The organism is Bradyrhizobium guangxiense (genome assembly GCF_004114915.1).
Classification (GTDB): domain Bacteria; phylum Pseudomonadota; class Alphaproteobacteria; order Rhizobiales; family Xanthobacteraceae; genus Bradyrhizobium; species Bradyrhizobium guangxiense.
This window is the reverse complement of record NZ_CP022219.1, coordinates 3135628-3154863: the sequence shown is the minus strand read 5'-3', so window position 1 is coordinate 3154863 and position 19236 is coordinate 3135628. Positions and strand designations below refer to the sequence as shown.

Here is a 19236-nt window from a genome sequence, read left to right as displayed (position 1 = left end):
GGGGGAGCTGAGCCACCGGCCGATCGTCTAGCCCCCGCTGCGATAGACCTGGATGTCGAGATCCCGGATCTTCTTGCGCAGTGTGTTGCGGTTGAGGCCGAGCAGGTCGGCGGCGCGGATCTGGTTGCCGCGGGTGGCGGCGAGCGCGGCCGTGAGCAGTGGCACCTCGATCTCCTTGAGGATGCGGTGATAGAGGCCGGGCGGCGGCACGCCGTTCGGGAAGCCCTGGAAGTGCGAGGACAGGTACGCCTCCACGGCGCCGCCGAGATTGTCGACGCCCTGCTGGACCGCGGCGCCTGGGCTGACCGAGGGCGGCGCGAGCTCGCCGTCGATGACGGACGCCGTGATCACGTCCTGCGGATAGAGCGCGGCGAGACGCCGGGCGAGATTCTCCAGCTCGCGCACGTTGCCGGGCCAACGGTGCTGCTTCAGCCGTTCCAGCGCCAGCGCGTCGAGCTTTTTCGGCGGCAGCCCGTCCTTCTCGGCCAGCGCGAAGAAGTGCCGGACGAGATCCGGCAGGTCCTCGATGCGCTCGCGCAAGGGCGGCAGGCGCAGCGGCACGACGTTGAGGCGGAAGAACAGGTCCTCGCGGAACAGGCCCTGCTGGATCAGCACGCGCAGATCCTTGTTGGAGGCCGCGACGATGCGCACGTCGGTCTTGATCGGCGTGCGGCCGCCGACGGTGGTGTATTCGCCCTGCTGCAGCACGCGCAGCAAGCGCGTCTGAGCCTCCATCGGCATGTCGCCGATCTCGTCGAGGAACAGCGTGCCGCCTTCGGCCTGCTCGAACCGGCCGGAGGCACGGGTGTTGGCACCGGTGAAGGCGCCGCGCTCGTGGCCGAACAGCTCGGATTCGATGAGATCGCGCGGGATCGCGGCCATGTTGACCGCGACGAACGGTCCGTTGCGGCGCTTGCCGTAATCGTGCAGCGCGCGCGCCACCAGCTCCTTGCCGGTGCCGGATTCGCCGGTGATCATCACGGTGAGGTCGGTCTGCATCAGCCGCGCGAGCACGCGGTAGATTTCCTGCATCGCCGGCGAACGGCCGACCAGCGGGATCGCTTCCATCTCGGCGTCCTCGTCCGGCGTCGAGGTCCGCTCCTTCGGCTCGGCGAGCGCGCGGCCGACGATGGCGATCAGCTCCTTGAGGTCGAAGGGCTTGGGCAGGTATTCGTACGCCCCGCGCTCGGAGGCGCGGATCGCCGTCATGAACGTGTTCTGCGCGCTCATGACAATGACGGGCAGATTGGGCCGCATCTTCTTGATCCGCGGCAATAGGTCGAAGGCGTTTTCGTCCGGCATCACCACGTCGGTGATGACGAGATCGCCCTCCCCCTGGCTGACCCAGCGCCACAGCGTTGCGGCGTTGCCGGTGAGCCTGACTTCGTAGCCGGCGCGGGACAGTGCCTGATTGAGAACGGTGCGGATGGCGGTATCGTCATCTGCTACGAGAATGCTACCTGCGGGCATTGTTAATCCTCATTTTGCCCCCTGTGACGCAGGCGACGACTTCCCGGCAGAGTCGGCGCGACTGCTTTGATCGGCATGTTTCACCGATGTGGAATACATCGGCATCAGCACACGGAAAGTGGTTTTGCGCGGCTGAGATTCGCATTCGATGATGCCCCCGTGATCGCCGACGATCTTGGCGACCAGCGCAAGGCCCAGACCCGAGCCGGTCTGCTTGGTGGTCACGAAGGGGTCGAACAGGTTGGGCAGAAGATCGTCCGGCACGCCTGGTCCGTTGTCCCTCACGCAGAATTCGAGCGGCAAGGATACCCGGGATTTTTGACCGGGGACTGACAGACGCACGCCGGGGCGGAACGCGGTGGTGAGCTGGATCTCGGCGTCGGGCACGTCGATCAGCGCCTCTGCGGCGTTCTTCACGAGGTTGAGGAACACCTGGATCAACTGGTCCTGGTTCGCCAGCACCGGCGGCAGCGAAGGATCGTAATCCTCGATGAAGCGGATGTTGCGGGCAAAGCCGGACTGCGCCAGCCGCTTCACATGGTCGAGCACCGAATGGATGTTGACAGGGCCCCGCACCACGGGACGTTCGTCGCCGAACACCTCCATGCGGTCGACCAACGTCACGATGCGGTCGGCCTCATCGCAGATCAGGCGCGTCAGCATGCGGTCCTCGGACGAGGCCTGATGCTCCAGAAGCTGCGCCGCGCCGCGGATGCCAGAGAGCGGGTTCTTGATCTCGTGCGCCAGCATCGCAGCCAGCGCGATCACCGAGCGCGCCGCGCTGCGATGGGTGAGCTGGCGGTCCATCTTGTCGGCGATGGTGCGCTCCTGCAGCATCACCACGATATGGCCGGGCCGCTCGGTGAGCGGGGCGACATGCAGGTCGACCTGGCGGTCGCCGCCCATGCGCGGCGTTCCGAGATCGACCTTGTATTCATTGACCGGCGAGTTCGACGAGCGCACCTGGTCGATCAGCGCCAGCAAGGGGCTGCCGAACGGCACCAGTTCTTGCAACGACTGCCGCTTCAGGAACTGCGTCGAGAGCTCGAAGAAGGCCTCGGTGGCGATGTTGGCGGCGACGATCTTGCCATCCGGCCCGATCATGAGCACGGGATTGGGAAGCGCGTCCAGGATCGCCTCGCTGTCGGACAAAAGCGGCCGACGATGTTCAGCGGCTGAGCTCATGCAGCAGCGCTCCATGCGAAGTCGTCGAAGGCATCTTGCAGTGAACTGTGAACGAGGCGCGGGTCCTCGGAGGTGAGGATCTTCTGGCGCCAGGCCTTCAGCGTCTCCGCCGGCGCGCGGCTCGCCTGCGCCGCGACGTCGAGCGCCCAGCCGAGATGCTTGCGGGCGTGCCTGAGGCCGATGCGCAGGCCATAGAGCGCGCAGACGCCCTCATAGAGTATGCGGACATAATGCAGCTGTGTTTCGAGCGAGGGCACGGCTTCCTCTGCCCCGCCCTTCAGGCGGCGGCCGATCTGGCCGGGCAGCCAGGGCTGGCCCTGCGCGCCGCGGCCGATCATCACGGCGTCGGCGCCGGACGCCTCGAGTGCCACGACCGCCTTCTCGTAGGAGGTGATGTCGCCATTGACGACGAGCGGAATGGCGACGGCCTCGCGCACGGCGCGGACTGCATCCCAATCAGCCTCGCCCTTGTAGAACTGGCTGCGGGTGCGGCCGTGCACCGTGACGAGCTTGACGCCGGCGGCCTCCGCGCGCCGCGCCAGCTCCGGCGCGTTGCGCGTGCGATCGTCCCAGCCGAGCCGCATCTTCAGCGTCACCGGCACCTTCACCGCCGCGATCGTCGCATCGATCAGGCTGACGGCGTGGTCGAGATCGCGCATCAGGGCCGAGCCGGACTGGCCGCCGGTGACGTGGCGCGCCGGGCAGCCCATGTTGATGTCGATGATATCGGCGCCTTCGGCCTCGGCGATCCGGGCGCCTTCGGCCATCCAGTGCGCCTCGCAGCCGGCGAGCTGGACCACGTGCGGGCCTACCCCCGTGGCTTCGCAACGCAACCGGGACATCCGGTGGCCATTGGCGAGCTCATCGCTGGCGGTCATTTCGGACACGACGAGACCGGCCCCCAGTTCGGCGGCCAGCCGGCGGACGGGCGAGTCAGTCACCCCCGACATCGGTGCCAGGAAGACCGGGGTGGCGACGTCAATATCGCCTATTTTCAACGGCTTAGAGCCGGATACTACCGAACCGGTCACAGGGGTCTCGTCGACTGGGCAGAGGCCTCATCGCGCCTGCCATGATCTATCTTGCGCACAATTCTTGTGCAGTCAAGCGTCATGCCTACAGTTTAGACAATTCTGTAGATCTTTCAAGTGCAGTGCAGCAAAATGCTGTTTCCCACAATCCAGGGAAACCCCCTTTTTTTGCGGGCCTGCCGTGCTAGAGGCATGCGGCAATCACCCCACTCCCCGACTCTCTCCATCACCAACTGAGTATTTGAGTCCTATGGCGAAATCACAGCGCACCGCAGTCGTTCTCGTCGCAGCCGGGCGTGGACTGCGTGCAGGCGCCGGCGGGCCGAAGCAATATCGCGAGATCGGCGGCGTGCCGGTGATCTACCGCGCCATGGAAGCCTTCAGCCGACACGCCGGCGTGTTTGCGGTGCAGCCGGTGGTGAACCCCGATGACACCGCCATGTTCACGGCCGCGGTCGCCGGCCTCAAGCACGAGCCGCCCACCAATGGCGGCGCGACGCGACAGGCTTCGGTGCTCGCCGGCCTCGAGGCGCTCGTCAAGCACAAGCCCGATATCGTCCTGATTCACGACGCCGCGCGCCCCTTCGTCTCGGAAGGATTGATCTCGCGTGCGATCGAGGCGGCGGATCGCACCGGCGCTGCGATCCCCGCCATTCCCGTCACCGACACCATCAAGCTCACCGGCGAGGCCGGCCATGTCGAGGGCACGCCGGATCGCGCGCGCCTGCGAATCGCGCAAACGCCGCAATCCTTTCGTTTCGACGTCATCCTCGAAGCGCATCGTCGCGCGGCGAAGGACGGGCGCTCTGATTTCACCGACGATGCTGCGATTGCCGAATGGGCGGGATTGACGGTTGCAACCTTTGAAGGCGATGTTGCCAACATGAAGCTCACCACTCCCGAGGATTTCGTGCGCGAGGAAGCGCGCCTTGCTGCCCAGCTCGGCGACATCAGGACCGGCACCGGCTACGACGTGCACGCCTTCGGCGAGGGCGACCACATCATGCTCTGCGGCGTGCGCGTGCCGCACACCAAGGGCTTTCTCGCCCATTCCGACGGCGATGTCGGCCTGCATGCGCTGGTCGACGCCATCCTCGGCGCGCTCGCCGACGGCGACATCGGCTCGCACTTTCCGCCGAGCGATGCGAAGTGGAAAGGCGCCTCCTCCGACCAGTTCCTCAAATACGCCATCGAGCGTGTCACGGCGCGTGGCGGTCGCGTCGCCAATCTCGAGGTCACCATGATCTGCGAGCGGCCGAAGATCGGCCCGTTGCGCGATGGCATGCGTGCGCGCATCGCCGAGATCTCCCGCGTCGACGTCTCGCGCGTCGCGGTGAAGGCCACGACCAGCGAGCGGCTCGGCTTCACCGGCCGCGAGGAAGGCATCGCGGCCACCGCGAGCGCCACGATCCGTCTTCCCTGGAGCATCTAGGCCATGGGCGGCAGCGACGCACGCGCCCTCTCCCGCTCGCTGCTCGATCTGTGTCGGATGCGCAAGCTGACGATCGCGACCGCTGAATCCTGCACCGGCGGACTCGTCGCCGGCGCGCTGACCGACATTCCCGGCTCCTCCGACGTCATCGATCGCGGCTTCGTCACCTATTCCAACGACGCCAAGCGCGCGATGCTGGGGGTCGAAGCCGGCACGCTCGCCAATTTCGGTGCGGTCAGCAAGGAAACAGCAACCGCGATGGCGGTCGGTGCGCTGGAGCGCGCCGGCGTCGATCTCGCCGTCGCCATTACCGGGATTGCCGGCCCCGGCGGCGCGACGCCCGGCAAGCCGGTCGGCCTCGTGCATTTCGCCGCCGCTGCCCGCGACGGCCGCATCATCCACCGCGAGCACCGCTTCGGCGCGATCGGCCGCAGCGCCGTGCGCGCCCGCTCGGTGGTCGAGGCGCTGCGCATGCTGATGGATCTGGCCCGGGGCCCGCAAGCCCAGGCCAAGCCGCGACGCGAAGCCGCGAGCCGCCTGCGTCCCCGCGTGACGCGTTCGCCGCGACGGCATGCGGCCAAACGGCGGACGCCACGCTCACCGCGGGGCTGATGACCTCACGCCGCCGCAAGCAGCGCGCTCGCATGGTCGAGCACACACTGCTTGACCGCGCCGGCCTCCGAGGGTTTCGCCCTCGCGCTGACCGTCAATTCCAGGATCGGTGCCGCGGGATTGCCGACATCGAGGACCTTCGTCACGGAGACGGTAGGTTGCGCCTGAGTCTCGATGCGGGAATCGTTGCGCAACTCCGTCAGGATGCGATCCGCCAGCGTATTGGCCGCACCGGCCGGGACCGGAAACGCCACCTTGACCTCGCCCGTGCCGGGATAGGCGCTGTGGTTGATGATGGCCGCGCCCCACACCTGCCCGTTCGGCAGGAGGATCTGCGTGTTGTCGGTCGCGACCAACTCGGTCATGAACAGCGACAGCGATTTCACCTTGCCCGCCTTGCCGGCGACCTCGACGTCGTCGCCGATGTGAAACGGCCGGAACAACAACAGCATCACGCCGGCGGCAAGATTGGAGAGCGTGCCCTGTAACGCCAGACCAATGGCGAGTGATGTCGCGCCCAGTACGGCAACCAGGCTCGCGGTCTGGATGCCGAACAGCTGAAGCACGGCGATCCCGACCACGGCCAGCACGCCGTAGCGCGCGAGACTGCCCACGAACAATGTGACGAGCGGATCGACGCGGTGCGTGACACTCAGCAGGCGCGTCACGAAGCGCTGCATGGCGCCGGACAGATCCCAGCCGATCGCGAGCAGCAGGACCGCATAGATCGCGTTGAGGCCATAGAGGACGAGCGAGGCTTTCAGCGTGTCGAAATTGATGGTCATGGCGGCTCCAACCCGGACAATGCGTTGAGAACGCACCGCGATGCCAAATGATCCCGCGACGGCCGAGGCGGAACACGGTCGCGTCGCCGGGGGAGCGAAGCGAGACTCGGTACCACCGTCTGCGTAAGTCCCGGATGTCGCTGCGCTCATCCGGGCTAGAAGCCTACAAGCCGTTGCGTTGCCCGACAGGCAAAACACACAAGCGGGCGGTCAACCGCCCGCAACAAAAACATTCGCCTTTACAGAATTTCGGCTTTCCAGAGTCCCGCCGCGGCGAGACTCTGGATTGCTTCGCTACGCTCGCAATGACGGCGGAAAGAGTGTGCCTATGTCGGCGCCAGCTTCGGCCGGCCGTAGATCGCATCCGCCCGCTTTTCGAACGCGGTCGAGAACCGCGCGAAGGCGGCATCGAACATCGAGCCCATCAGCATCGCCAGCATGCGGCTCCTAAACTCGTAGGACAGGAAGAATCCGACGTCACAGACGCCATGGCCCTGCTCTTGGCCCTGGTCCTGGCCCTTGGGCTCGAACGTCCAGCGGTTTTCGAGATTGCTGAAAGGACCTTGCAGATACTCGACGAGAATCTTCAAGTTGGTGCGGTCGAGCGTCACCCGGCTGGTGAAGGATTCCTTGATCAGCTTGAACGACACCGTCATGTCGGCCACCAGCACCTCGGTGCCGTCGGGCTTCGCCATCCGCTGCCGCACCTTCAGCGCGCTGCAGAGCGGCACGAATTCCGGGTACCGCTCGACGTCGGCGACCAGGTCGAACATCTCGGATGCGCTGTGATTGACACGGCGCTTGCTCGAAAATTTGGGCATGGCGGTTCAGCGGGCGCTAGCTGCCCGCGCGGCCTTCAGTCTCGCAAAGTCTTCGCCGGCATGATGCGACGAGCGGGTCAGCGGGCTCGCCGACACCATCAGGAAGCCCTTGGTGTAGGCGATCTTCTCGTACGACGAAAATTCGTCCGGCGGCACGTAGCGCATCACGGCGTGGTGCTTGCGGGTTGGCTGCAGATATTGGCCGATGGTCAGGAAATCGACGTCGGCGGAGCGCAAATCGTCCATCACCTGCTGCACCTCATGGCGTTCCTCGCCGAGGCCGACCATGATGCCGGATTTGGTGAAAATGGTGGGATCGAGTTCCTTGACCCGCTGCAACAGCCGGATCGAATGGAAATAGCGCGCGCCGGGCCGCACCGTGAGATAGCGCGACGGCACTGTCTCCAGATTGTGATTGAAGACATCGGGCTTGGCGGCGACGACCACCTCGAGCGCTCCCTCCTTGCGCAGGAAGTCGGGTGTCAGGATTTCGATCGTGGTCGAGGGACATGCGGCCCGGATGGCGCGGATGGTCTGGGCGAAATGCTCGGCGCCGCCATCGGCGAGGTCGTCGCGATCGACCGAGGTGATGACGACGTGGGCGAGGCCCAGCTTGGCGGTCGCCTCGGCGACGTTCTGCGGCTCGGCCGTGTCCAGCGCGTTGGGCAGGCCGGTCTTGACGTTGCAGAACGCGCAGGCGCGGGTGCAGGTGTCACCCATGATCATGAAGGTGGCGTGCTTTTTGTCCCAGCACTCCCCGATATTCGGACAGCCCGCCTCCTCGCACACCGTGTGCAGCCCGTTGGAGCGCACGATGTTGCGGGTGTCGGCATAGCCGCGGGTGTTGGGCGCGCGCACGCGGATCCAGTCCGGCTTCGGCGGCGAAGCGGAGTCAGGACGCTTCACCTTTTCGGGGTGGCGCGGGCGCAGCGGGTTCGAAATGGTATCGACAATAACGACCATGGTCTGTCCGGTCTGTTCAGGTCCTACCTAGTCGGTCTGGCCTGGCATCGCAACCCGGCTCGCGCCACTTCAGGGAACATGGCAGATATGGGCAATATCCTGCTCTGTTCTCAAGCGATTCTCACCTCGAATGGCTCCAGTCTCGAAACCTTCCACACCACGGCTTGGCAAGACCCTGAAGCGTGGCTTTTTCGCGCGCAACGTCCGCGAGGTCGCCCACGACCTGATCGGGGCCACCATGTTGGTCGACGGCGTCGGCGGGATCATCGTCGAGGTCGAGGCCTATCATCATACCGAGCCGGCGGCGCATTCCTACAATGGCCCGACGCCGCGGAACCAGGTGATGTTTGGTCCGCCCGGCTACGCCTACGTGTATCGCTCCTATGGCATCCACTGGTGCGTCAATTTCGTCTGCGAGGAGGAAGGCTCGGCCAGCGCCGTGCTGATCCGCGCGCTGCAGCCGACGCACGGCTTAGCTGCGATGCGTCGCCGTCGCCATCTGCAGGATCTGCATGCGCTGTGCTCGGGCCCCGGCAAGCTGACCGAAGCGCTCGGGATCAGCATCGCGCACAACACCCTGCCCTTGGACCGGCCGCCGTTCGCACTGCATGCGCGGACCGGCGACGTCGAGGTCGCGACCGGAATCCGGATCGGCATCACCAAGGCCGTCGAGCTGCCCTGGCGCTACGGCGTCAGGGGCTCGAAATTCTTGAGCAAGCCGTTTCCGAAGTGATCGTCATTCCGGGGCGGCTCGCAGAGCCGAACCCGGAATCTCGAGATTCCGGGTTCGATGCTACGCATCGCCACGGAATGACAGCCAGATCACGACGCCTGCTTCAGACGCTCCAGTGCCTCGAGCAGCTTGGCCTTGCGCGCCAGCGCCGCCTCGCGCTTTTCGCGCTCCTCCTCGACGACCTCCTCGGCCGCATTGGCAACGAACTTCTCGTTCGCGAGCTTGGACTCGGCGCGCTTGATGTCGGCGTCGGCCTTGGCGATTTCCTTGTCGAGGCGCGTCCGCTCGGCTGCGACGTCGATCACGCCCTTGAGCGGCAGCGCCGCCACCTCGCCGCGCACGAGCAGCTGGACCGCACCGTCGGGCGCGCGGTCGGCGAAGGAGATGTCCGACAAGCGTGCCATGCGCTTGATGATTTCGGTCCAGCGCGGCGCGCGCGCCTTGGTTTCAGCCGAGGCGCCGGCAAGAACCAACGCGGTCAGCGTCGCCGGCGGGATGTTCATCTCGGCGCGCACCGACCGGATCTGCGTGATCAGGTCGATCCCCCAGCCGATCTCGGCCTCGGCCTTGGGATCGGTGAAATCGGCGTGATCGAAGATCGGCATGACCAGCATCGGCGACACCAGCGGATCGGTCGGGCCGGCAGCTGCAGCGAGGATTGCGAGCTGCTCCGGCGTCGGCTCGGCCGGCTTCAGCGGCCATTGCGCCAGCGCGAGCAGGCCGTCGCGCTTGGCCGTCACCTCCCACAGCTCTTCGGTGATGAAGGGCATGAAGGGGTGCAGCAGCTTCAGGATCTCGTCGCGCGCCCAGGCGACCATGGCCCGGGTCTCGTCCTTGGCGGGGCTGTCCGGCCCCAGCAGCACCGGCTTGGCGAGCTCGACATACCAGTCGCAATAGACGTTCCAGACGAAGCGGTAGATGCTGCCGGCGGCATCGTTGAAGCGATAGGCCTCGATCGCCTCCGTCACCTCGCGCGTGGTGTGCGCGGTCTCATGCGCGATCCAGCGGCTCAGCGTCTCATTCGTCTTCGCCGGCTCGAAGCCGTCGGGAACCGCACACTGGTTCATTTCGGCGAAGCGGCAGGCGTTCCAGAGCTTGGTCGCGAAATTGCGATAGCCCTCGACGCGGCTGGTCGCGAGCTTGATGTCGCGGCCCTGCGCCGCCATCGCGGCCAGCGTGAAGCGCAGCGCGTCCGCACCGTATTCGTCGATCAGGTTGAGCGGATCGATGACGTTGCCCTTCGACTTCGACATCTTGGCGCCCTTCTCGTCGCGGACGAGGGCGTGGATGTAGACGGTCGAGAACGGCACCTCCTTCATGAAGTGCAGCCCCATCATCATCATGCGGGCGACCCAGAAGAAGATGATGTCGAATCCGGTGACGAGCGCGTTGGTCGGGTAATAGCGCTGCACCTCCGGCGTGTCGTCGGGCCAGCCGAGCGTCGAGAACGGCCACAGCGCCGAAGAGAACCAGGTGTCGAGCACGTCCTCATCGCGGGTGATGAAGCCGTCGCGCTTGTTGCGGTCGAGCGCCATCTCGCGGCCCTGCTCGGGCGTGATCACTTCCTGCTCGACGTAATAGCCCAGCGCGTGGCTGATCGCCTCTTCCTCGGTCTCGGCGACGAAGACCTTGCCGTCGGGCCCGTACCAGGCCGGGATCTGGTGACCCCACCAGAGCTGGCGCGAGATGCACCAGGGCTGGATGTTCTCCATCCAGTCGAAATAGGTCTTTTCCCAGTTTTTCGGCACGAAGGTGGTTTCGCCCGAACGCACCGCGGCGATCGCAGGTCTCGCCAGCGTCTTGGCGTCGACGTACCACTGGTCGGTCAGGTAGGGCTCGATCACCGTACCGGAGCGGTCGCCATGCGGCACCATGTGGGTGTGCGGCTCGATCCGCTCGACGAAGCCGAACGATTCCAGCCGCTCGACGATGCGCTTGCGCGCGGCGAAGCGGTCGACCTTGTGGAATTCCTCGGCAAATTGCGCGGCGCCTTCCGGCAGGTCGCGCAGATAGTCCTCGTTGTCGACGAGATCGAGACACCCCTCCCGGTCGATCACGCTGATCCGGCGCAGGCCGTGGCGATTGCCGACCTCGAAATCGTTGAAGTCGTGCGCCGGCGTCACCTTCACCGCGCCCGAGCCCTTCTCCGGATCGGAATAGTCGTCGGCGACGATTTTGATCTTGCGGCCGACCAGCGGCAGGATCACGTTCCTGCCGACCAGCTTCTGATAGCGCTCGTCCTCGGGATGCACGGCTACGCCGGTATCGCCGAGCATAGTTTCGGGGCGCGTGGTGGCGACGACGATGAAGCTCGAGGTATCCTCGGGGCTGAACGTCTTGCCCTCGATCGGGTAGCGCAGATACCAGAGGTGACCCTTGACCTCGGTCTGCTGCACTTCGAGATCGGAGATCGCGGTGAGCAGCTTGGTGTCCCAGTTCACCAGCCGCTTGTCCTTGTAAATCAGCCCCTCGCGGTGCAATTCGACGAACACCTTGACGACGGCTTTCGACAGGCCCTCGTCCATGGTGAAGCGCTCGCGCGACCAGTCGCAGGAGGCGCCGAGCCGCTTGAGCTGGTTGATGATGGTGTCGCCGCTCTCGGCCTTCCACTGCCAGACCCGCTCGAGGAACTTCTCGCGACCCATCTCGCGGCGGCCGGGCTGCTGGCGTTCCATCAGCTGCCGCTCGACCACCATCTGGGTGGCGATGCCGGCGTGATCGGTGCCGGGCTGCCACAGCACGTCGCGGCCGCGCATGCGCTCGAACCGGCACAGGATGTCCTGGAGCGTGTTGTTGAGGGCGTGGCCCATGTGCAGCGAACCCGTCACGTTCGGCGGCGGGATCACGATGGTAAAGGGCGCGGCGTCGCGGCGGTCGGGGCGGCCGGCCTTGAAGGCAAGGCTGTCCTCCCACACCACGGACATGCGGGTTTCGATATCGGCAGGCTGGTAATTTTTCTCGATCATGGGGCTGCTAGAAAGCCGCGTGGGCGGGCCAAGTCAACGGAAAGCTCAGCGGCAAAAGGCTTTCAAGCCCAGTCCGCGGGCCGAATATGCCCTGGGAGCAGGGCTTTATCGGGGCCGTACGGCCGGCCTCAGCGGCCGCCGCGCGAGACCCGCTCGATTTCGGCCTTCACGATGCGTTCAACGAGGCCCGGCAGGTTGTCGTCGAGCCAGGACTTCAACATCGGACGCAGCATTTCCTTGACCAGATCCTCCAGCGTCCGCGCATTGCTGCTGAGCACCGTGTGGGCCAGCGAGTTGAAGGCGGATTCGACCGCCGAGACCGTCGACTGCGCGAGGATCGGCTGTTGCGGCGGCAGCGGCGGCGCATCGAAGTCCACCGGCGCGTAGGACGGTGGCGGCGGCGTCGGACGCGGCGGCGATTCGGAAAATTCGAGGTCGTCGCGCGGCTCGACCTTGCGGAAGCTCGGCGGCGGCGGGGGCGGCATCGGATCCACCGCCATCTCGTCGGTCAATTCGAGCACGTCGGGTTCTGGTTCTGGCTCCGGCTCGGGTGCGCGGACCTCGGCCGCAGGCGTGGCCGCATCGAGCCCCGCCAGCAGCGCGTCGATGTCGTCTTGGCTGTTGGATGCCTCCGCTGCAGGTGGCGGGGCCGGCGCCGGCTTTGCGGCCGGGGGTGGAGCGGGCTTCTCGGCGGCCGGTTTGGCCGGTGCGACCTTGGACGGCGGAATGTCAGTCATCGCCTGCGGCTTTGGCGGCGCGGCAGGGGCTGCAGCTTTCTCGGGCTTGGCGGTCTCTGCCGGCGGCGGCTTGGCCTCGTCGTCGGCAATGATGCGCCGGATCGAGGCCAGAATCTCCTCCATCGAGGGTTCTGTGACCTTTGCAGGCTGCGTCATCTCCGACTCCACATCATCAACGCCCTCGCATGCGTTGTTTTACACCAAGCACGACAGGATTGGCCGGTTCCGCACCAAGTGGCCCGCCATTTTCGTCGCGGCAGCCCGACTTGTCCCCAGATCACGGCTCAACGTGCGGCGGTGCGCCCCTGCCCCCGGCACTCAAGCTTTACGCACACGGTATCAATGCGAGCCGAATCGACCCGCATTATCTTGGCAAGGCTATGTCAGGGATTTTGACGATTGCAAGCAAAGCGCCGGTCCAGCCTCGGCTACTCGCGAGGCTGACCGGGTACTTACGGGAATCAGCGCCCGTCGGGCGTGCGTACGCCGATCCAACTGTCGCGGACCTGATGGTAGTGAACGCTGGGATCGTAAACCGAGGTCGCCAGGCCGAGGACCTGCGGCGCCAGACGGCCGACGGCGGCGAGGACGTTGTACGACGCGACGACCCGGTCGTGCTGCGCAGTCACGAGCGCCACGCGCGCATTGACCAGCGCCTGCTGCGCGTTGAGGACGTCGAGGGTCGTGCGCTGACCGGCCTTGGCCTCTTCGCGCACGCCGTTCAGCGCGATCTCGGACGCCGTGACCTGCGCCTGCGCCGATTGCACCTGCGCCTTGCCCGCCTGCAACGAACCCCACCATTGCACCACGGTCGCGCGCGTCTGGTCGCGGGTGTTTTCGAGGTTGAGACGTTGCTGCGCCAGGTTTTCCTTGGATTGGCGGATCAGCGAATACTCACCGCCGCCATTATAAATCGGCACGGAGAGCTGCGCGACCGCCGATGCGGTGTACGATCGCATCTGTATCAAGGATTGTTCGTCTGCCCGCTGGGCCGTTGCCTGAAGCGAAAGGGTCGGCAGCAGCGCGCCCTCGGCGACCTTGACCTGCAAGTAATTGACGTCGATGCCGAACATTGCGGCCGTGACGTTGGGATGCTCGACGAGACCGAGCTCGACGGCGGCTGCGAGCGTCGCGGGCAGGAAACGGTCCACCGGCGAGCCGGGCGCCAGGTTCGTCGGCTCGTTGCCGATGATGCGGCGGAAGTTCGCGCGCGTCGTGGTGAGGTTTGCTTCCGCGGTCAGAGCCTGCGTCCTGCCGGCCGCCAGCTGCGCTTCCGATTGGGCGACGTCGGTGCGGGTCACTTCGCCGACGTTGAAACGATCACGGGTCTGCTTGAGCGTCTGCTCGAGCACCCGCACGTTGCTACGCTGGACTTCGAGCGTGGCAGCGTCGCGCAGATAGTCCATGTAGGTCGTGGCAGCGCTCAGCAGCACGCTCTGATCGAGGCTGCGCAATGCTTCGCGGGCACCGGAAACCTGGCTCTCCGCCGCGCGGGTCTTGTTGGCGGTCTGGTTGCCATTGTAGAGCGTCTGCGTCGCGGTCACTCCAACGCTGCGAGGCACCCTCGTTCCATAGATAGAGTTAGTCCCAACGCCGCTCTGCAAATCCTGATATTGATAGCCACCGGTCGCCGTCAGATTGACCTTGGGCCGGTAGCCGGACAAGGCCTGAGGCACATTCTCGTCAGTCGAGCGCACCTGGGCACGCTGTGCGTTGAGCTGCGGATTGTTCTGATAGGCGCGCACCAGTGCGGCCTCGATCGTGTCCGCCAAGGCAGGCGTCGGCCCGGCAAGCGCCAGCAGCAGGACCGAAACCGCAGCTCCGGTGAAGAGCTTCACCCCATGCATCCCAAAAATTCCGTTCATTCTAACGCCCACCTCGTGCCCGCGAGCTGGGTTACCGTCTACCGAGTGGAGTCGTTGCCCCGCCGCAACATAGGATGCGGATTGGCGCGACGGAACTACCTCAGGAGAGTTCTCGGTGGAAACTCTTCACGTGCAGCATCCCGGCCACACTTCTGATTCAGAACGGGATTTTATCGGGTTTTACGCCGTCAGAAGACGAAAGCAGCAGCCCGTTCCAGCCCGGGAAGGACCGGGGCAGCGGCGTCGAACAGGGTCCGATGGCCGAATTCCCCGTGGGTCCGGGTGACGATCATGGCCCGCGGCGGCCTCGATGCGGCGGAGACCCCCACCAGGCGTCCGCCCTCCTTCAGCTGCCGGAGCACAGCTTCTGGCGTCACCTCGGCAGCGCCATTGAGGATGATCACGTCATAGGGCGCGGCGGACGGATCGCCTTCGGTGCAGGCCGCGGCCTTGCAGGTGACATTGGCAATCCCCAACGACGTGAAGGCATCCTTGGCCTTCGCGGCCAGGGTCGAATCGCATTCCGTTGCCGTGACCTGACGGGCCAGCTTGGCGGCCAGCGCGGCGACGTATCCCGTGGCGCAACCCACCACCAGCACGTTGTCGTTCTCACCGATTTCGGCGGCCTGCAGCAGCTTGCCGGTCAGCTGCGGCTTGATCAGGAAGCGCTTGGCTGCGCCCTCGCTCACGTCGAGGTCGAGATCGAGATAAGCCAGAGCCTGCCGGGTGGCCGGCACGAAGGCCTCGCGCGGAACCGTGAGCATGGCATCGAGAATACGACGGTCGGTGACGTCATTGGTGCGCACCTGGCCATCGACCATTTTAAGGCGCGCGGTCGAGAAACCGGACATTAGCGGACCCTGCAATGCGGACCATGCCGCTGAGATGATTTGGCGGCATCTTTGGAACATGCTCGACCAAAACGCAACACGGCCGTTAGCCGGCGCGACTAAGGCGTCCGCATCTTACCGGATCAGGAGCCGGAACGGATTATTCGATCGCCACCGCAAGGCGACCGATCAGAGCCGCGACTTCGTCCAGCCGCGCCGAATCGGGCGTCTCGACCGCTCGCGCCAGACAAGCGAGGCATTCATCGTCGCTGAGCTCGGGAACGTCGGCCGGCAGAATCGAGGGGGCCATATCAGAACGGTCGACCTGGATGTCTGGCATAGGGAATCAGCTCCGTAGCAATCCGGCACCCGCAAAGCTCGGTTTCAATTGAGTCGATTTGACGCCGTCCGTATGGCGCGACAACGCCCATGCACACATCCGGTTGAAGGCGATTCCAGACGGCGGATCGCGGAGGGACCGCTCAGAAAATGATGCAGCGATGTCGCGCACCACATGAAGGCGCGCTCATAACACTTTGAATTTGCGATAAGATTTGGCTCCCCGGGCTGGATTCGAACCAGCGACCATCCGATTAACAGTCGGATGCTCTACCGCTGAGCTACCGAGGAAAAGGCGAACCAGTCGTTCGCGCGGGGCTGCGTATAACAAAGCCGCTTGCGCTTGCAAAGGACGAATTCGTCATCATCCGAACGTCCTTGAGGATGGGCCTGAACCGCCCCTCCTCCGGGCCATGGCAGCCGGCCGTTATTCCGCGCGGAACGAGCGGGTCTTGGTGCCGGGGTCGGCGCGCGATCGAAACGTTCAACGCCCATCGATCTGCACTCCGCAACGCCTGCGCGAGACGAGACGCGCAAGGCCCAGCTTCTATCGTTTCGGGCATTCATAGGTCGGCGGAGTTTGTTTTCTCCGCTACGGCCGCCGGCACACCAGATCGATCTCGATCAGCGCATCATAGGCAAGCCCGGTGACGCCGACGCAGGTACGGGCCGGCAGGCGGTCGGGTGCGAAGAACGTGCGGTAGGTCTCGTTCATGGCCGCATAGTCTTCCTTGAAGCGCGTCAAATAGACGCGCGCCATCACCACATGCTCGAGGCCGAGATCGAGGCCGGCGAGAACCACCTTCAGATTCTCCATCACGGCCTTCGTCTGCGCGACGATGCCATCGGGCAACACGCCCGGCGTCTGCGGCGTGTCCGGCATCTGGCCGGTGACGAACACAAAGCCATCGGTCTCCACCACGTGGCTGAAGGGCGCGACCGGCTTTGGTCCGCCGCTGATCATGTGGAATTTCACTTGGATGTCCTTGTTAAGGTGCGTCCTGAAACAGGCGCTTGCTGAGGATGGCGTGCACGCCCCAATTGCCGTCGACGACTTGCGTCACGCCAAAATCGACCGCCGCCGACATCAGCGCGATCGCCTCGTCCTCGCTGAGGCCTTTGACGTTCATCAGGAAGCGCCGCATCTTGCGGAACGCATCCTTCATGGCGAGATCGAGCGAGGATTTTGCGTAGACTTCGCTCTGCCCCTGCGCGCCGAATTCGGCGAGGTAGTTGGGGTGGCTGAAGCCGGTCAGCACCCAGTCGCTCTCGGTCTCGATCAGGGGATAAGAGAGATCCGCGAAGGGACGGCCGGCGAGATCGGCCTTCTTGTGCAGGGTCACCTCGAAGGTGCCGGTCATCGAGCATTCGATCGCGGTGCCGCTGAGCTCGCCATCGCCCTGCACTGCGTGGGGATCGCCGACCGACAGCAGCGCGCCGGGCACGGAGACCGGAAGATAGACGGTCGCCCCCTTCCCCAGCCGCCAATTGTCGAGATTGCCGCCGAAATAGGACGGCGGCACGGAATCGATGAAATCGACCTCGCGCGGCGCCAGTGCGATCACGCCGAAATGCGGCCGCAGAGGAATCTTGATGCCGTCGAGCACGGCGTGCCGGCGCTTGATCGTGGCGGGTACAACGGGAACGCCGGGATAGTCGTAGGTGGTATGCACGACGCCGAAGGGATCGGTCTGCGGCTCCCAGCGATAAGAATAGAGCGCGCGGGCATGCGGCGCGTCCACATCGTCAAAGATCTCGTAAATGGTCACGGTCTCGCGTGGCTTGGGACCGCCGAGAAACTCGTTGTAGTGATAGCCCCACCAGGCCGCCACCGAGGAGCCGAACACGCGCCCGGCGTGGTTCGGGCTCCGGCTCGCCCGCGGCACGATGTCGAGGATACGCACCTCCAGCACATCGCCAGGCTGGGCGTCCTTCACCGCGACGGGCCCGGTGCAGATGTGCACGCCAAACCCCTCGCCGGCACCGCGGCCGAACACGCTGGCATCCATCGGTCCTGCGCCGCGACGGTCGACGTTCTTCTTGTTCCGCGTCCAGCCGAACACGCTTTCGGCGGCGGCATCGCCGGCGATCATCATGTCAGGGGCGTCAGAGGCGTGCTGCGTCAGTGTCTCGATGGTGATGGTGTCGCCCGATGCGATCTCGATCTGCGGCGGCAGCGAGCGGCTGAAATAGCCCCAATGAACGCGGCTGGCCTCGACCGCAAGATGGTGATGTCTGCGCTCCGTGCTCGCGCGCTCCTCGGCACTGGCACAGGCGACGTTGCCGCGGCCCTCCAGGCTCTGATGCGCGCGCAATTGCGTCAGCGCCTGCTGCGGCCAGCCGCGCTGGCCGGCGACGCCGTGCTGTGCCGTCGCTCGCTCCGCCTCCTGCTGGCGAAACTCGCGCGGCGGCAGGCCGAAGCGATGGCGGAAGGCGCGGCTGAAATGCGCGGAGTCGCCAAAGCCATAGGCGTAGGCGATCTCCGAGATCGAGCGATGCGCCTCGGTCGGGTTGGAAAGATCCGCCCAGGCGCGCTGGAGACGACGCTCGCGAACGTAGTGGGTGAAGTTGTCGCCGACCGTCTCGAACAGCTTTTGCAAATAACGTTCGGAAATGCCCTCGGCTTGCGCGACGCGCGCGGGCACCAGATCGGGATCGTCGAGGCGACGCTCGATGGTCTGGCAGATCCGGTGCAGCAGCGCAGCCTGCGTCGCACTCGATCCGGCATCGGAGCTCGAGGCCGCCAGCTGATGCGCGAGCGTCAACAGCAGATCGACCAGCGACTGCGCGAGCGAATTCCATTCGGAATCGCTCAAACTATCCAGCGTGCGCGCGGTCGCGTCCAGCAGGCGCGAGAACACATCGGCAAAGCCGCCGGACGGAACGACACAGGGCTCGCCGAGCCGTGGCTTGCCCGAGAGGCGTCCGTGCAGCGCCTCCGACGTGACCGACAGCACGATGGCGCGCATGTCGCGCTGGAACACGATGCTCCAGTCACCGCTGCGGGGCAGCAGCACGAGATGGCCGACGGGAACGATGCGGTGACCGCCGGCGCTTCTGAGCACCATGCCATCCTCGACCGGTATCAGCGCGATTGGAAGGTCTTCGTTCGCTCGTGAGAGCGGACCGACGCTCTGCGCGCCCGCGGCCATGCGCGTCAGCGCAACACCTGCGGCATGGCGATGCGAGGCGGTCGCGTGCCCGTCAAAGAAGGAATGACCGCCTGCCGGCTGCAGGCCGACCGCCGCCAGCACGTCCCGCCAGGCTTCGGGGCGGTCGTCTTGCGCGTAGGACTCGCTCGTGAACGGCCGGAAGCTCATCGGATCGACCCAGATTGCGGTCGATCGAAGCAACCTCTGTGCCAGACGTACGCGGTCATCCGTCGCAGCGACGGGCCGCAAATGGGGGTCGTTGGTCAAGAGTTCATCCGGGAACTGGAAGATTCCTCAAAGTGTTAGAGTATGGCG

At 65.4% G+C, this 19236-nt stretch carries 16 protein-coding genes and 1 tRNA gene; 3 read left to right on the top strand and 14 right to left on the bottom strand.

The genetic code is table 11. From position 1 onward, the window contains the following. Positions 1-27: 27 nt before the first annotated feature. Genes ntrC through dusB form a run of 3 tightly spaced genes read right to left on the bottom strand, consistent with a single transcriptional unit; the run spans position 28 to position 3653 of the window. On the bottom strand, positions 28-1470 hold the full coding sequence (gene ntrC / locus X268_RS14885; protein WP_028174062.1) for a nitrogen regulation protein NR(I): 1443 nt from the start codon (positions 1468-1470) through the stop codon (positions 28-30). A 9-nt stretch (positions 1471-1479) separates the two neighbouring features. Further along, positions 1480-2655, bottom strand: coding sequence for a two-component system sensor histidine kinase NtrB (locus X268_RS14880; protein ID WP_128925650.1), 1176 nt, complete (start codon positions 2653-2655; stop codon positions 1480-1482). Continuing rightward, positions 2652-3653, bottom strand: coding sequence for a tRNA dihydrouridine synthase DusB (dusB, locus tag X268_RS14875; protein ID WP_128929267.1), 1002 nt, complete (start codon positions 3651-3653; stop codon positions 2652-2654). The genes X268_RS14880 and dusB overlap by 4 nt, the downstream gene beginning before the upstream one ends. A gap of 283 nt (positions 3654-3936) precedes the next feature. Between dusB and X268_RS14870 the strand changes: the two genes are divergently transcribed. Together X268_RS14870 and X268_RS14865 are read left to right on the top strand one after the other, a co-directional pair. After that, a complete protein-coding gene (locus X268_RS14870) occupies positions 3937-5118 on the top strand; it encodes a bifunctional 2-C-methyl-D-erythritol 4-phosphate cytidylyltransferase/2-C-methyl-D-erythritol 2,4-cyclodiphosphate synthase (RefSeq protein WP_128925649.1) in 1182 nt (393 codons plus the stop codon). A gap of 3 nt (positions 5119-5121) precedes the next feature. Further along, the gene (locus X268_RS14865; protein WP_128925648.1) at positions 5122-5730 is read left to right on the top strand and encodes a CinA family protein; all 609 of its coding nucleotides are present in this window, start codon (positions 5122-5124) and stop codon (positions 5728-5730) included. Between the two features lie 5 nt (positions 5731-5735). Here X268_RS14865 and X268_RS14860 read toward each other — a convergent pair whose 3' ends face one another. From X268_RS14860 to lipA, 3 genes are all read right to left on the bottom strand, one after another. Next, the gene (locus X268_RS14860; protein ID WP_128925647.1) at positions 5736-6515 is read right to left on the bottom strand and encodes a mechanosensitive ion channel family protein; all 780 of its coding nucleotides are present in this window, start codon (positions 6513-6515) and stop codon (positions 5736-5738) included. A 326-nt stretch (positions 6516-6841) separates the two neighbouring features. After that, complete coding sequence (locus X268_RS14855) at positions 6842-7336, bottom strand: type II toxin-antitoxin system RatA family toxin (protein ID WP_128925646.1); 495 nt, start codon at positions 7334-7336, stop codon at positions 6842-6844. A 6-nt stretch (positions 7337-7342) separates the two neighbouring features. Then, positions 7343-8299, bottom strand: coding sequence for a lipoyl synthase (lipA, locus tag X268_RS14850; protein ID WP_128925645.1), 957 nt, complete (start codon positions 8297-8299; stop codon positions 7343-7345). Between the two features lie 130 nt (positions 8300-8429). Here lipA and X268_RS14845 point away from each other — a divergent pair, with 130 nt between their 5' ends. Further along, a complete protein-coding gene (locus tag X268_RS14845; protein ID WP_128925644.1) occupies positions 8430-9032 on the top strand; it encodes a DNA-3-methyladenine glycosylase in 603 nt (200 codons plus the stop codon). Positions 9033-9121: 89 nt separating this feature from the next. On the opposite strand, the gene X268_RS14840 is transcribed toward X268_RS14845, so the two are convergent. The 8 genes from X268_RS14840 to X268_RS14805 form a co-directional block, all read right to left on the bottom strand. After that, positions 9122-11998: a valine--tRNA ligase gene (locus X268_RS14840; protein WP_128925643.1), complete on the bottom strand. Its 2877-nt coding sequence runs from the start codon at positions 11996-11998 to the stop codon at positions 9122-9124. Positions 11999-12126: 128 nt separating this feature from the next. Beyond that, entirely contained in the window at positions 12127-12891 is a 765-nt protein-coding gene (locus tag X268_RS14835; RefSeq protein ID WP_164937740.1) for a PopZ family protein, read from the bottom strand. Positions 12892-13196: 305 nt separating this feature from the next. Next, a complete protein-coding gene (locus tag X268_RS14830; RefSeq protein ID WP_128925641.1) occupies positions 13197-14582 on the bottom strand; it encodes a TolC family outer membrane protein in 1386 nt (461 codons plus the stop codon). A gap of 206 nt (positions 14583-14788) precedes the next feature. Continuing rightward, positions 14789-15451, bottom strand: coding sequence for a protein-L-isoaspartate O-methyltransferase family protein (locus tag X268_RS14825; RefSeq protein WP_164937739.1), 663 nt, complete (start codon positions 15449-15451; stop codon positions 14789-14791). A gap of 139 nt (positions 15452-15590) precedes the next feature. Beyond that, the gene (locus tag X268_RS14820) at positions 15591-15770 is read right to left on the bottom strand and encodes a hypothetical protein (RefSeq protein WP_128925639.1); all 180 of its coding nucleotides are present in this window, start codon (positions 15768-15770) and stop codon (positions 15591-15593) included. Positions 15771-15985: 215 nt separating this feature from the next. Further along, positions 15986-16060: transfer RNA gene (locus X268_RS14815), tRNA-Asn, on the bottom strand. Between the two features lie 301 nt (positions 16061-16361). Further along, positions 16362-16745 carry a RidA family protein gene (locus X268_RS14810; RefSeq protein ID WP_128925638.1) on the bottom strand — a complete coding sequence of 128 codons (384 nt, stop codon included), beginning with the start codon at positions 16743-16745 and terminating at the stop codon, positions 16362-16364. A 13-nt stretch (positions 16746-16758) separates the two neighbouring features. After that, the gene (locus tag X268_RS14805; protein WP_164938129.1) at positions 16759-19089 is read right to left on the bottom strand and encodes an acetamidase/formamidase family protein; all 2331 of its coding nucleotides are present in this window, start codon (positions 19087-19089) and stop codon (positions 16759-16761) included. Positions 19090-19236 lie beyond the last annotated feature (147 nt).

What these genes read in the sequence shown, in the direction of transcription:
- ntrC (WP_028174062.1), bottom strand. Translation starts at nt 1,470, where the DNA reads ATGCCCGCAGGTAGCATTCTCGTAGCAGATGACGATACCGCCATCCGC.
- X268_RS14880 (WP_128925650.1), bottom strand. Translation starts at nt 2,655, where the DNA reads ATGAGCTCAGCCGCTGAACATCGTCGGCCGCTTTTGTCCGACAGCGAG.
- X268_RS14870 (WP_128925649.1), top strand. Translation starts at nt 3,937, where the DNA reads ATGGCGAAATCACAGCGCACCGCAGTCGTTCTCGTCGCAGCCGGGCGT.
- X268_RS14865 (WP_128925648.1), top strand. Translation starts at nt 5,122, where the DNA reads ATGGGCGGCAGCGACGCACGCGCCCTCTCCCGCTCGCTGCTCGATCTG.
- X268_RS14860 (WP_128925647.1), bottom strand. Translation starts at nt 6,515, where the DNA reads ATGACCATCAATTTCGACACGCTGAAAGCCTCGCTCGTCCTCTATGGC.
- X268_RS14855 (WP_128925646.1), bottom strand. Translation starts at nt 7,336, where the DNA reads ATGCCCAAATTTTCGAGCAAGCGCCGTGTCAATCACAGCGCATCCGAG.
- lipA (WP_128925645.1), bottom strand. Translation starts at nt 8,299, where the DNA reads ATGGTCGTTATTGTCGATACCATTTCGAACCCGCTGCGCCCGCGCCAC.
- X268_RS14845 (WP_128925644.1), top strand. Translation starts at nt 8,430, where the DNA reads ATGGCTCCAGTCTCGAAACCTTCCACACCACGGCTTGGCAAGACCCTG.
- X268_RS14840 (WP_128925643.1), bottom strand. Translation starts at nt 11,998, where the DNA reads ATGATCGAGAAAAATTACCAGCCTGCCGATATCGAAACCCGCATGTCC.
- X268_RS14835 (WP_164937740.1), bottom strand. Translation starts at nt 12,891, where the DNA reads ATGACGCAGCCTGCAAAGGTCACAGAACCCTCGATGGAGGAGATTCTG.
- X268_RS14830 (WP_128925641.1), bottom strand. Translation starts at nt 14,582, where the DNA reads ATGCATGGGGTGAAGCTCTTCACCGGAGCTGCGGTTTCGGTCCTGCTG.
- X268_RS14825 (WP_164937739.1), bottom strand. Translation starts at nt 15,451, where the DNA reads ATGTCCGGTTTCTCGACCGCGCGCCTTAAAATGGTCGATGGCCAGGTG.
- X268_RS14820 (WP_128925639.1), bottom strand. Translation starts at nt 15,770, where the DNA reads ATGCCAGACATCCAGGTCGACCGTTCTGATATGGCCCCCTCGATTCTG.
- X268_RS14805 (WP_164938129.1), bottom strand. Translation starts at nt 19,089, where the DNA reads ATGAGCTTCCGGCCGTTCACGAGCGAGTCCTACGCGCAAGACGACCGC.